Source organism: Bartonella kosoyi (genome assembly GCF_003606325.2).
Lineage (GTDB): Bacteria > Pseudomonadota > Alphaproteobacteria > Rhizobiales > Rhizobiaceae > Bartonella > Bartonella kosoyi.
Window position 1 is genome coordinate 524,681 of the sequence record NZ_CP031843.2, and the last position, 14,784, is coordinate 539,464.

General features: G+C 39.4%; 3 protein-coding genes. All 3 read left to right on the forward strand.

Going from position 1 to position 14,784, the window contains the following annotated elements; all coding sequences use genetic code 11:
• Positions 1–75: 75 nt before the first annotated feature.
• The 3 genes from D1093_RS02105 (at position 76) to D1093_RS02115 (ending at position 14,765) form a co-directional block, all read left to right on the forward strand.
• Entirely contained in the window at positions 76–11,919 is an 11,844-nt protein-coding gene (locus D1093_RS02105) for a Vomp family autotransporter (RefSeq protein WP_150222259.1), read from the forward strand.
• On the forward strand, positions 11,916–12,518 hold the full coding sequence (locus tag D1093_RS02110; protein WP_120100356.1) for an invasion associated locus B family protein: 603 nt from the start codon (positions 11,916–11,918) through the stop codon (positions 12,516–12,518). Before D1093_RS02105 ends, D1093_RS02110 begins: the two co-directional genes overlap by 4 nt.
• A 942-nt stretch (positions 12,519–13,460) precedes the next feature.
• Positions 13,461–14,765, forward strand: coding sequence for a Ppx/GppA phosphatase family protein (locus D1093_RS02115; RefSeq protein ID WP_120100360.1), 1,305 nt, complete (start codon positions 13,461–13,463; stop codon positions 14,763–14,765).
• The last annotated feature ends 19 nt before the right edge of the window (positions 14,766–14,784 follow it).

The following is a 14,784-nucleotide window of genomic DNA, read 5'->3' on the forward strand; positions in this document are numbered from 1 at the left end:
CGAGTGGCTAACAGAAAAATATGTCTTTTTTATGTTTTGGATGTGTTTTCAGATTTTTTCATTGGAGAGTTTGTTATGAAAAAATTATATGCCACACAAAGAGCGAGTCATTTCAAAGTTTCTCGTTTTTCTTTTGTTAAAGCACTTTCATTAGCCGCAGCAGCTACATTTTTATCAAATAGTTCACCTGTTTATGCGAAAAGTTTTGATATAATAGAACAAGTCCTTCAAAGTATAGAGAAAGCAACAGCAGTTTATTCTCAAGGTAAGGATAAAACGATTGTTTCTGCTTATGATAGTCGTAGCAATTCTCATGGTTCTCATTTATCCAAGGCAAATAATCTCACGGCGCTGAATACAGTAAAAGCAGAAAAAGTGAATGTTTCGGTAGCAGAGAGTACAAATCTAACGGAAAAAACATTAGATTCCGAGGAGCAATATAAGAAATCTCTTATCAGTTCACAGCCTTTTGTAGATAATAATAAAGATACAGAGGTCATTGATGTATCTGATTTTTCGCGAAATAATTTAATCACGAGAATGCCGCGTAATGCGGGATTGCCACGCAACACAGATGGAACAAGTGTTGTGGTTGGTAATGGGACAATTCCCCATATAAATGGTGTAGATACTGATGTTGTTGCTGTTGGTATAGATGTAAAAGTAAAATCTGTGGACTCTGTTGCAGTTGGTTATGGTTCGGAGACAGAAAAAGAATTTTCTGTTGCGGTTGGCCATTTGGCTCATAGTGTAGGTAAAGGCAGTATTGCAATAGGTGGCGAAGGTAGGATAATTGGCAAGCCACTTCCTCCGGGGGCGCGTACAATAGCAGGTGGTGAAGAATCTATTGCTATTGGACGTCGTGCTAAGACGAATAATATGGCATCTATAGCTGTAGGTTCTAATACACAAGTGAATGGAAATTACGCTATAGCTTTTGGTCCTCAGGCACAGGTGGCAAGAGAAGACGGCATAGCCATAGGCCATATGGCACATGCTTTGGGGAAAAGCAGTACTGCAATCGGTTCCGAATATAATGCAAGTGGCAAGGAAGATTATACAACCGCCAAGGGTGATTATTCAACAGCTGTAGGTGCTATTTCTAAAGCTTTTGGGTATGGTTCAACGGCAGTTGGTCATCGTGCCTATGCAACAGAAAAAGACGCAGTTTCTATAGGGTTTTATTCGAGAGCAAATACAGATCATGCTATTGCTTTAGGTGCTGATTCTATAGCAAATGTTGCTGCTGGTGTTGCGGGTTATGCTCCTTCTTTGAAAGGGCAAGCAACAAGTACTCATTTTACATGGAAAAGTACTTATGGTGCCGTGAGTGTTGGTGATATTACTAATGGCAAAACACGACAAATTGGAGGAGTCGCGGCGGGTAGTGCGAATACTGATGCAGTGAATGTTGCGCAGCTAAAGTCATTACAAACCTATGTAGACAAAGGTTGGAAACTATCTGTTGACGGTAAAAATGCTAAGGTTGTGGGAATAGATGATACGGTAGATTTTGCAGCTGGAAGTAAAAATTTTGAAATTACCAAAGGTGAGGGCGACAATAAGGTAAAATTTGATCTCGCGAAGGATATTACACTTAATAAGATAACACTAGGATCTAATACTCTAGATGCAACAGGTTTCAAAATTGCGAATGGTCCGCAAATAACGACTGATGGTATTAATGCCGGAGAAAAAATAATCACAGCTGTTGCAGATGGAAAAATTTCTCCAAGTTCAAAAGATGTAATCAATGGCTCCCAGCTTTACACTCTTGCTAATTCGATTGCTGCGACTCTTGGTAGTAATAATGTATATATCAATGAAAATGGGATTTTTATAAGCGGCGCTTACTCTTCTAATGGTGTTGACGCTGATGGAAATATAACCAAAGATAACTATCAAACTGTTGCGTCTGCACTTGAAGGAATTGGTCAAAGCTTTGAAAATGTTCTCAACCATTTTGATAAAAAAGTAGCAGATGTCGTCAAAACGGCTCAGGACGATTCCTTGTTATGGAGTGATGATGCCGAAGCTTTTGTAGCTAAGCATAAAAAGGCAGGAGATGAAGAAGGTAAAGCAAAAACTGCAAGCAAGATCACCTTTCTCTCACAAGGTGATATTAACGCTACCTCTACCGATGCAATCAATGGCTCCCAGCTTTATACTTTAGGTGACAATGTTGCGAAGTCTTTCGGTGGCGGTGCTGGATATAAAGATGGCAAATGGAGTGCGCCAACTTTTACAGTGAAAACTGTTAACGGAAAGGGTGAGGAAGAAGAGAAGACTTATAAGAATGTCGCAGCTGCTTTTGAAGGTGTTGGTACTTCTTTTACAAACGTTCAGAATAAATTTACCAAGGAGATTACCAATCAGATTAATAATGCGATTACCAATGTACAAGGTGATAGCCTTATTAAGAAAGATAAAGAAACAAATCTCATCACGATTGGTAAAGAAGTATCAGGCAATGAAATCAATATTACCAATAGAGAGGACAAGGCACGAATCCTTTCTGGTGTAAAAGCTGGTACTAAAAGCACCGACGCTGTAAATTTTGCACAGCTAAAAGAATTGGCCAAAGGATGGAAAATTAATACGGCTAGCCGTGATTTTAAAGATGCTATAGCTGATGGGAAATCTTCAGTTGCTATAGGCTCTGGGGCATCTACATCTGCATCTGCTCCTAACACTATAGCTTTGGGGGTGAACTCGCAAGCAAAAGTGAATGGAGGAATTGCTATAGGAGCGTATTCTGTAGCGGATATTAGTGGTGCTAAAGGTGGTTATGACCCTTTTTCAGATAGTACAACAGATACAATAAGTTATGAATGGAAAAGTACATTAGGTGCCGTTAGTTTTGGTGATAATTCTATAATGCAATCGCGGCAAATTACAGGAATAGCAGCGGGTAGTGAAGATACCGATGCGGTGAATGTTGCACAGTTGAAGTACTTGAGAAAATATGTGGATCAAGGCTGGAAACTGTCTGTTGACGGTAAAAATGCTAAAGCTGTAGGGATAGATGATGCAGTAGATTTTGCAGCTGGAAGTAAAAATTTCGAAATCACAAAAGGTGAGGGTGACAATAAGGTAAAATTTGATCTCGCAAAGAACATTACACTGGGTAGCGTAACAACTGGTACGAATACTTTAGATACAACGGGCTTGAAAATTACGGACGGTCCTCAAATAACGACTGATGGTATTCATGCTGGTGGTAAAAAGATCACAGGAGTATTAGAGGCTACTAACGAGACCGATGCAGTGAATTTTGGACAATTAAATAAAACCAAGCAAGAAGTCCAAGAACAAATACAAAAACAGGTTCAAGAAGTCGAAAAGCAAGTGGCGGCCAATAGTTTTGTAAAACAAGATTCTGTAACGAAACATATTACCATTGGTAAAGAAGTAGTAGGCGATGAAATTAATATTGCCAACAACATGGATGAGGCACGTACCCTTTCAGGTGTTAAGGCAGCAGTCAATGATAATGAAGCAGTTAATAAAAAACAACTCGAAGACAGTTTGAAAGGTCTTTCTAAGGATCTTCAGTCAGATGATTCTGCAGTTGTGCATTATGATAAACAAGAAGATGGCACCATTAATTATGCGAGTGTAACTTTTGGTGGTAAAGAGAAGACCCTCACAGCGCTTCACAATATTGCTGATGGTGCGATTTCTTCAGAATCCCATGATGCAATCAATGGTGGTCAGATTAACAAAATCGGCGAAGATATAGCGAAATCCTTGGGTGGAAATGCAGCTTTTAATAATGGAGCCTTTACAGGTCCAACTTATAAATTATCTTACGTTGCTACAGATGGAAAAGTAACCAAGAGCTCTTATCAAGGTGTTGGAACGGCTTTTGCAGGACTTGATACAAATATCAAGAATGTGAATCAACGTATTAAAGAAGTATCAGAAGGCGTTGCACAGGATTCTTTATCATGGAGCAAGGATGTCAATGCCTTTAGTGCGCAACATGGCGAAGAAGAAAAAACCAATAGCAAAATTAAATTCCTTGCTACCGGAGATATTACGAAAGACTCGACGGAAGCTATTAATGGTTCGCAGCTTTTCGAGACAAATAATAAGGTTGCTACTTACTTAGGTGGTGGAGCTGAGTATAAGGATGGAAACTGGACAGCTCCAAGCTTTACGCTGCAAACTTTCAGTGAAGATGGTAAGAAAGTTGAAAACAAGACATATAATGATGTTGGTTCAGCCTTTGCAGGGATTGATGCAAATTTCACAAATGTAAACAATCATCTGACGAACATTGTTGAAGACTTTAATAAAAAAGTAGACAACATTAACAAAGAAGTTAAAGGCGATGCTTTGCTATGGAGCAATGAAGATAATGCTTTTGTCGCTCAGCATGAAAAAGAAGGTCAAAAAACGAATAGTAAAGTTAAATTTCTTGCTGCTGGAGAAATTTCTGCAGCTTCAACAGAAGCTATTAATGGTTCACAGCTTTTCGAAACAAATAATAAGGTTGCTGCTTACTTAGGCGGTGGAGCTGGTTATAAAGATGGCAGTTGGATCGATCCAACTTTTACAGTTAAAACTGTAACTAATGATGGCAAGGAAGAAAATAAGGCTTATAAAAATGTAGAGGAAGCTTTTGAAGGCGTTGGTACTTCTATCACGAATGTTCAAAACAAAATTACCAACGATATAACGAATAAATTCAACGATTTTACTCAAAACATAACGAATATTACGCAACAAGTTCAAGGCGATGCCTTATTATGGAGCAAAGAAGCTAATGCTTTTGTTGCTGATCATGGCAAAGATGATGAAAAGAAAAATAGTAAGCTTACACATCTTTTAGATGGAACTATTTCAAAAGATTCAACGGATGCCATAACGGGCAAACAACTCTATTCGATGAACGAAAAGTTTGCGACCTATTTTGGTGGTGGCGCCGGCTATGATACAGAAGGCAACTGGAAAGCGCCTACCTTTAAAGTCAAAACAGTTAAAAAGGATAGTAATGAAGTTGAAGAAATTGCCTATGATAATGTAGCGGATGCATTTGCAGGTATTAGCACTTCTATTACAGATGTTCATAATGAGGTGAATAACCAAATCACCAGTATTATTAGTGATAGTCTTGTCAAGCAGGATGAGACAGGTCTTATCAAGATAGGTGCAGAAAAAGAGGGTGGTGCAATCAATATTGCCAACAAAGATAAAGCAGATCGCACTCTTTCAGGTGTTAAGGCAGCAGTCAATGATAATGAAGCTGTTAACAAAGCTCAGCTTGATACAAACATCAATGAAGTAAATAATAATCTAACGAACAAGTTTAACGAACTGACTGAAAACATAACAAATGTTACACAACACGTTCAAGGTGATGCTTTATTGTGGAGCAATACTGACAAAGCCTTTAGTGCACAGCATGGCGAAGGTGATGAAAAGGCAGATCGCAAAATTACACACCTTAAGGCTGGAGACGTGACTGTGGATTCCACGGATGCGGTTAATGGTTCTCAGCTTTATTCCTTACAGGATCAGTTTGCAAAATATTTTGGCGGTGGAGCAGGCTATGATGAGAAAGGCAAGTGGAGTTCTCCTGTCTTTAAGGTTAAGAAGTTCGATGATAGTGGCAAAGCAACAGAGCAAGAATATAAAACTGTAGCTGACGCCTTTGAAGGTGTAAATCAATCATTCACGAATATTCATAATGAGGTGGATGAGAAAATTAACCAAGTTGTAGGGGACAGCCTAGTTAAGCAAGATGAGAAGACACATGTCATATCGGTTGGTGGTGAAACGAATGGTACTCAAGTAAGTTTTGCCAATACTGATGGTACAGAACGGGTTCTTTCTGGAGTTAAAGAAGGAGATCTTTCATCCAAATCAAAAGAAGCGGTAAATGGTTCACAGCTTTATTCTATGAGCAATACGTTAGCGAGCTATTTAGGTGGAGGAGCAGGTTATGATGAGAAAGGCAAATGGAGTGCTCCTGTCTTTAAGGTTAAGAAATTCGATGATAGTGGCAAAGCAACAGAGCAAGAATATAAAACTGTAGCTGACGCCTTTGAAGGTGTGAATCAATCATTCACGAATATTCATAATGAGGTGGATGAGAAAATTAACCAAGTTGTAGGGGAGAGCCTTGTTAAACAAAATGAAAAGACACATGTCATATCAGTTGGTGGTGAAACGAACGGTACACAAGTAAGTTTTGCCAACAGTGATGGTATAGAGCGTGTCCTTTCTGGAGTTAAAGGAGGTGATCTTTCAGCCAAATCAACAGAAGCGGTAAATGGTTCTCAGCTTTATGCTTTGGGTAGCAGTGTTGCACAGTACTTTGGTGGTGGCGCTGGTTATGATAAGGAAGGCAATTTGAAAGCACCAAGCTTTAAGGTTAAAACAGTTAAGGATAATGGTGAATCTGAAGAACAAGAGTATAAGAATGTAGCAGAAGCTTTAACTGGCGTCGGTAGTTCTTTCACAAATATAAAAAATGAAATAACCAACCAGATTAATCATCTTCAATCAGATGATTCAGCGGTTGTTCATTATGATAAAAAAGAAAAAGATGAAATTGATTATACGAGTGTAACTTTAGGTAAGGGTAAGAATTCTACCGCTGTTGGTCTTCATAATGTTGCAGATGGTCAGATTGCCAATGGTTCCCATGATGCAATCACGGGCGGTCAGATCAATACCATTGGTGAGAGTATTGCTAAGTTTTTAGGAGGTGAAGCATCCTTTAAAGAAGGCGGTCTTACACAGCCAACCTATAAATTATCTGATGTTTCTACAGAAGGTAAGGTAACGGATAAGACGTTTACTGATGTAGGTTCTGCGTTTACTGGTCTTGATAAGAATATCAAGAATGTGAATGATCGAATTAAGGAAGTCTCAGAGGGAGTTGCGCAGGATTCGTTGTTATGGAGCAATGATCATAATGCGTTTGTAGCAACGCATGGAGAGAAAAAAGCAAACAGCAGGATTACGTCTCTTGCGGATGGTAATATTGCGTCTGGCTCTACGGATGCTATTACGGGTAACCAACTCTATTCTCTGAACAGTATGATTTCGACCTATTTAGGTGGAGGTACGAAATATGAGAATGGAGTATGGACGGCACCAGACTTCAAAGTTAAGCAGTTCAATAAGGATGGTCATCCTGAAGAACAGATCTATCACAATGTTGCGGATGCGTTTGCAGGTGTTAGCACTTCTATTACAGATGTTCATAATGAGGTAAACAATCAGATTAGCCAAGTTGTTAGTGATAGCCTTGTTAAGCAAGCAAAAGAAACAGATCCGATTACCATAGGTAAAGAAGTCGCCGGCACTGAAGTTAATATTGCCAACAAGGATAGAGAGGATCGTACACTTTCTGGTATTAAGGCAGCAGAGAAAGATAATGAAGCAGTTAATAAAGCGCAACTTGATCAAAGTTTGGAGAAACTTTCTCACAGTCTTCAATCAGATGATTCAGCGGTTGTTCTTTACGATAAGAAGGAAAATGGTGAGACAGATTATACAAATGTAACGCTTGGAAAAGGTCAAAAAGCAGCCCCTGTTGCATTGCATAATGTTGCAGACGGTCAAATTGCTGACAAATCCCATGATGCGGTTACAGGCGGTCAGATTAACACGATCTCTCAAGATGTTGCTAAGTTTTTAGGTGGAGATACAAGTTTTGAGAAAGGTGTCTTTACAGGACCAAGCTATAAATTATCGAGTGTTGATACACATGGTCAGGTAAAATCGACAGAGTTTAAAGATGTAGGTTCAGCATTTGCAGGTCTTGATACGAATATCAAGAATGTGAATGATCGAATTAAGGAAGTCTCAGAGGGAGTTGCCCAAGATTCTTTATCATGGAGCCAAGATGACAATGCCTTTAGTGCGCAACATGGAGAAGGCAAAGACAGAACAGCAAGCAAGATTACCCACATTTTGGATGGTAATGTTACTAAGGGCTCTACGGATGCGGTTAATGGTTCCCAACTTTATTCGATGAACAATACATTGGCGAGCTATTTGGGTGGTGGAGCTGAATACAAAGAAGGCAGCTGGGTAGCTCCAAGCTTCACAGTTAATACAGTGAATACTGCTGGCGATAAGGTTGAAGAGAAGAGCTATGATAGTGTTGCAGCAGCTTTTGAAGGAGTAGGAAGTTCTTTCACGAATCTTCATAATGAAGTGACGAATGCCGTTACGGATATTAACAATCATATTAACAATGTTGTGAGTGATAGTCTTGTTAAGCAGGATGCTGAGAGCAAGGTGATCAAGATCGGTGCGGAAAAAGGTGGTACCAGCATTAACATTGCCAACAGTGGTGATGCCGCTCGGACCCTTACGGGCGTGAAAGCCGGATCGCTTACAGAAGCATCAACCGATGCCGTGAATGGCTCTCAGCTTTATTCGATGAATAATACGTTAGCGGGCTATTTAGGTGGTGGAGCTGAATATAAAGAAGGCAAATGGGCAGCTCCAAGCTTCAAGGTTCATACAGTAAGTTCTGATGGTAGCAAGGTTGAAGAGCAGAGCTATAACACAGTAGCGGAAGCGTTTGCTGGAGTAGGAAGTTCTTTCACGAATATTCATAAAGAGCTTAAGAATGAGATTAACCAAGTTGTAGGAGACAGTCTTGTTAAGCAAGATGAGCAGACCCATGTTATTGCAGTTGGAGGTGAAAAGAGCGGAACTGAAGTTACGTTTGCGAATACTGATGGAGCGTCACGGAGCCTCACAGGTGTAAAAGCAGGAGCGCTCACCGAAACATCGACAGACGCAGTCAATGGTAGTCAGCTTTTTGCGACCAATCAGAATGTTACGACAGTAAGGAATGATCTTAAAACAGTTTCTGAGAATACTTCGAAGTACTTAGGAGGTGGAGCCGATGTATTAAAAGGTGTTGCACCGACTTATACGGTTCAGGATAAGAGTTATCAGAGTGTAGCGGAAGCATTTAGTGGTGTTGATCGTTCATTCACACAGCTTCATGAAGAGATTTCAAAGAATACGAATGAGGTTAGTGAAAATATTAAGCAGAATGCGTTGTTATGGAGTGAATCTGAGAAAGCCTTTAGCGCTCAGCATGGAGAAGGCAAAGAAAGAACCTCTAGCAAGATCACGTCTCTTGCGAATGGAGATATTACTGCAAACTCCACGGATGCGGTGAATGGATCACAGCTATATTCGATGAACAATACACTTGCGAGCTATTTTGGTGGTGGTGCTAAGTTTGAGAATGGTCAGTGGATTTCTCCAAGCTTTAAGGTTAATACTGTGAGTGCTGATGGTAGCAAGGTTGAAGAGCAGAGCTATGATGATGTAGCGAAAGCCTTTGCGAGTGTTGGTACATCTTTCAGCAATCTTCATAATGAGATGACGAATGCTGTTACGAATATCAACAATCAGATTAGCCAAGTTGTTAGTGATAATCTTGTTAAGCAGGATGCTACAACGAACCTCATCAACATTGGTAAAGAAGTAGCAGGCAGTGAAATCAATATTGCCAACAAGGATCAAGGGGATCGTACACTTTCTGGTGTTAAGGCAGCAGAAAATGATAATGAAGCGGTTAATAAAGCTCAGCTTGATCAAAGTTTGGAGCAGCTTTCTAACAGTCTTCAATCAGATGATTCAGCGGTTGTTCTTTACGATAAGAAGGAAAATGGTGAGACTGATTATACGAGTGTAACTCTAGGAAAAGGCTCGAATGCAGCCCCTGTTGCATTGCATAATGTTGCTGATGGTCAAATTGCTGAGAATTCGCATGATGCGGTTACAGGCGGTCAGATTAACACGATCTCTCAAGATGTTGCTAAGTTTTTAGGTGGGGATACAGCCTTTAAAGATGGTACCTTTACAGGTCCAACCTATAAGTTATCTCAGGTTGATGAAAAGGGAGAAGCGCATCAGGCAGAGTTTAAAGATGTAGGTTCTGCGTTTACTGGTCTTGATACGAATATCAAGAATGTGAACAATCATCTCACGAATGTTGTGCAAGACTTTACTCAACAAATCACGGATATTACTGAGGAAGTTAAGGGTGATGCGTTGTTATGGAGTGAAGATAAAGAGGCATTTGTAGCGACCCATGGCACTGATGCTGAGAAGAAGAATAGCAAGATCACGTCTCTTGCGAATGGAGATATTACTGCAAACTCCACGGATGCGGTGAATGGATCACAGCTATATTCGATGAACAATACACTTGCGAGCTATTTTGGTGGTGGTGCTAAGTTTGAGAATGGTCAGTGGATTTCTCCAAGCTTTAAGGTTAATACTGTGAGTGCTGATGGTAGCAAGGTTGAAGAGCAGAGCTATGATGATGTAGCGAAAGCCTTTGCGAGTGTTGGTACATCTTTCAGCAATCTTCATAATGAGCTTAAGAATGAAATCAGCCAAGTTGTTAGTGATAGTCTTGTTAAGCAGGATGAAGAGAGTAAGGTCATCAAGATTGGTGCAGAAAAAGAGGGAACAGAAATCACCATAGCCAATAGTGATGGTGCAGTACGTAGTCTCTCTGGTGTAAAGGCAGGGACCCTTTCAGCAGATTCAACAGAAGCCGTAAATGGATCACAGCTATATTCGATGAATCAGACGCTTGCGAGCTATTTTGGTGGCGGAGCTAAGTTTGAGAATGGTCAATGGATTTCTCCAAGCTTTAAGATATTGAGCTTTAACGAGGATGGAAGTTCTGAAGAAACGAGTTATAATAATGTTGCTGCAGCTTTTGCGGGTGTGAATCAATCATTCACGAAGCTTCACCATGAGCTTTCAGAGACTGTTGAGCAGAATGCGTTGTTGTGGAGTGATGCGGATGAATCCTTTGTTGCACTTCATGGCAAAGGTTCAGAGAAGCACAATAGTAAGCTTAGCCATCTTGTTGATGGAGATATTTCTGCGGGTTCGACAGAAGCGATTACGGGTAACCAGTTGTATCATTTGAATCAGACGTTAGCGGCTTATTTAGGCGGTGGAGCGCGTTATCAGGGAGGACAATGGACAGCACCTGAATTCCAAATAACGCAGTTCAAGAGTGATGGCAGTTCTTCAGAGAGTAAGAGCTATGATAATGTAGCCGGTGCATTTGAAGGCGTTAATGGAAGTTTGTCAGGTATTAACGATCGGATTAATAATGTCGCTGAAAATGTTACGTCGAACAGTTTGAGTTGGAACGAAGAGTTAGGAGGCTATGATGGTCGTCATGATGGTAAGGACAGTAAGATTACGCATGTAGCGGATGGTGACATATCGGAAGGCTCGAAAGAAGTTGTGAATGGGGGACAGCTCTGGGAGACGAACCAGAAAGTTTCTGCGGTTGAAAACCGTGTAGAGAGCATAGATCAACATGTTAAGGATGTTGAAAGTGCGGTTACGAACGGTGCTGTTAACTACGATAAGGATGCTGATGGCAATAAGACGAATAAAGTTACGTTAGTTGGAGGTAATGAAAGTGATCCTGTATTGATAGATAATGTAGCGGAAGGTCGGATTGAGAGTGGTTCGAAGGAAGCTATCAATGGCGGTCAATTGCATGATTATACGGAACAGCAGATGAAGATAGTTCTTGAAGATGCGAAGAAGTATACGGATGATCATATTACTGATATAGTCAACAATGGTGTTAGTGAGTCCAAAGCATATACAGATATGAAGTTTGAGACGTTAAATTATGCCGTTGAGGATGTCCGGAAAGAAGCAAGACAGGCTGCGGCTATTGGTTTGGCGGTATCTAACTTGCGTTACTATGACATACCAGGATCTGTAAGTGTCTCATTTGGTAGTGGTTTGTGGCGCAGCCAATCTGCCTTTGCTGTTGGTGCTGGTTATACGTCTGAAGATGGAAATATTCGCTCGAATGTATCTATTACAAGTGCTGGAGGCCATTGGGGCATAGGCGCTGGGATTACTCTGAGGTTGAGATGATAATAGAAAAAATGATTATTATGATAAAAAAGAGAAGTATGTTAGTGAAGATTCTGTTTGCTCTTGCCTTAATAGGCAAGGGCGAAAGCTTTGCTAATGAGAATAATAGTATTTATACAATTCATCCACCGCACTTATCGATACCTAGGGGAGAACCAGGTGAAACACGTCGAATTATTATGCAGTTTTATGACTGGACTTTAATTTGTGATGAAAAACAAAAGCTTAAGCTTAAGCAAGGTATATGTAATGTGACACAGACTGTTCATGATCAGGAAGGAAATACCATTTTTAGCTGGTCTCTTGTTTCTACGACAAATGGACAAGCAGTGATGCTTTTTCGAACATTGCCAAATTCTGATATAAATGTTCCGATTCAAATGTTTGTGAAAGGTGTAAAAAAACCTGTTCTTATTCATTATACGCAGTGTAATGAAACGGTTTGTTTGGCACAATCACCTGTAGGGCCAGTTATTACTAAACAAATAGAGCAAGATAATAAAGTACGTATTTCCTATAAGCTTAAAGAGGGAAAGGTATTTTCTTTTACTGTACCATTTAAAGGGCTAAACGCAGCACTTAATTCTTTGCGTCCTTAGAAACGCATCGAGAATTTTTAACAAGAGTCATTTGTTCATAATTCGTTGTGTTATATTTTTGAATGTAAATTATAAGGTGAAATAAGTGAGAAGTTTTATGTAATATAAGGGAAAGATGATTTATTCAAAAAAATGGGTGTTTTATGAAGTTAAAGTCACCATGAATGCTTTATATAATAGAGGGTTAGGTTAGAGTTTTTCACGAATCTTAGAGAGTCATTGTGTTAGTTCTTAGCAATAGAAAGTTATTAGAAATACTCAATTTTAAATAAATGGAAAAATGGCTTTTTTACAATAAGGAGCAAGATAGTCTCTTTTTTAAGTTTCATATGGCTTTTTAGCGTGGCCTGATTAAGCATAATATTTCTCAACTGACATGTTATAATAACAAGTAAATTTATAATCCTAGAGAATTTTTTGAACGATAGTTTCTCTTTGTATTCATGAGATAACGCTACCGTGTATTTTGTCTGATCATGAAGCTTGTATTCTAGCATAATCACAGCTATTTCGTTGCATATAATAAATGAAGCTTATGTGTGGATAATGTAATTGGAAAAAAGAAAATTTTTTCTGATAAATCACGCCAACGTATAGATTTTTGCAGCCTTAAGCGTTAGCAAAGAGTATGATAGTGCTGGTTTGTTACAATAGAGGTTATTGTGTGTGAATGATATAAAAGAACATAATTTACAAAATTTCTGTGAATGTAAACGTTTAGTTTATATTTTTAAGTTCATAAAGAGAAGCATGACTTTACGGTAATAACCAAACGATTATACAAAATCTGAATGATACGAGCGTAGAAAGTTTCGATGATAAGAAAAAAGAGAATGGTTTCTTGTATTTTATCATTTGATGCTGCATTGTTGCTTTATTTAGGAATGAGCAGAAGAGTTTTCGCGTTTATTTATTGGGGGAAACGCTCAAAGGATAAGAGAGATGACCCCGTTACATTATGGTTCAAAAGAGTCAAAGCAAGGAGAAACACACGATACCAAAGCAAATCGGTTGTATGAGCAATGTGGGAGTAATAAAAATAATCGCTTTGCATTGTCGCGAACAGAGGCATGCTCTATCCTTGTTGATATAAAGAGACAACAAAGACACTGTGAACAGAAACAGGTTTTGATTCAATCGGAGACAGCTTTTGAGTTTCATCGTCAAACAATAATAGATGCTCAAAAAACAAAAAAACATCAAGCACCTTTTCTGCGACGGTTCTCTCGAGTAAAATCTCCACCACTTTATGCGGCGCTTGATTTAGGAACGAATAATTGTCGTCTTCTTATCGCATCTCCTAGTAAACCTGGATATTTTCGTGTTGTTGATGCTTTTTCTCGTATTGTACGATTGGGAGAAGGTTTAATAAATAATGGTTTGCTCAATACACAAGCTATGGATCGTGCGATTGAAGCCTTAAAGATTTGTCGTTTAAAGCTAAAACAAAGGCATATTAAGCGATATCGTTTGATTGCAACAGAAGCTTGCCGTTCAGCGGAAAATGGTAGACATTTTATTCAGCGTGTTTTGGATGAGACAGGTCTTGAATTGGAAATTGTTGATCGGCAAACAGAAGCACGTTTTGCTGTTACAGGATGTAGTACACTTGTTGAACCAAATACTGAGGCAATTGTGCTTTTTGATATTGGAGGAGGATCATCAGAAATTGTTCTTCTTGATGTTTCTCAAAAGCGTTCTTTTCGTTTAGCGGGACAAATTACCGCTTGGACTTCTCTTCCTGTTGGTGTTGTTACGCTTGCTGAACGTTTTGGAGGGAATAATATTCGTTTAGACGATTTTGAAAAAATGAAAAGTTATGTGCGAGGGTTGTTAAATAATTTTTCAGATCGTCATAAATTAGGCGCGTTAGCGCAAGGATCAAAATTTCATCTTTTGGGAACCTCTGGTACGGTTACGACTTTAGCAGGGATGTATCTGAATTTAGAGCGTTATGATAGGAGAAAAGTGGATGGCATTTGGATGGATGATGCAGACATTACACTTATGACAAAACGCTTATTGTCATGGGATATAGAAAAACGTGTCATAAATCCTTTTATTGGGCGAGAGAGAGCAGATCTAGTTTTAGCTGGTTGTGCAATTTTAGATGTTATTCGAGAAGTTTGGCCAAGTCAGCGTTTAAGAGTTGCTGATCGTGGATTAAGAGAAGGAATTTTGATAGAGCTGATGTTACGCGATGGTGTATGGTGTCGTCGTAGAAAGAGCAGAGATTTCAAGCGTTAGACAATTAAATGTGGAGACA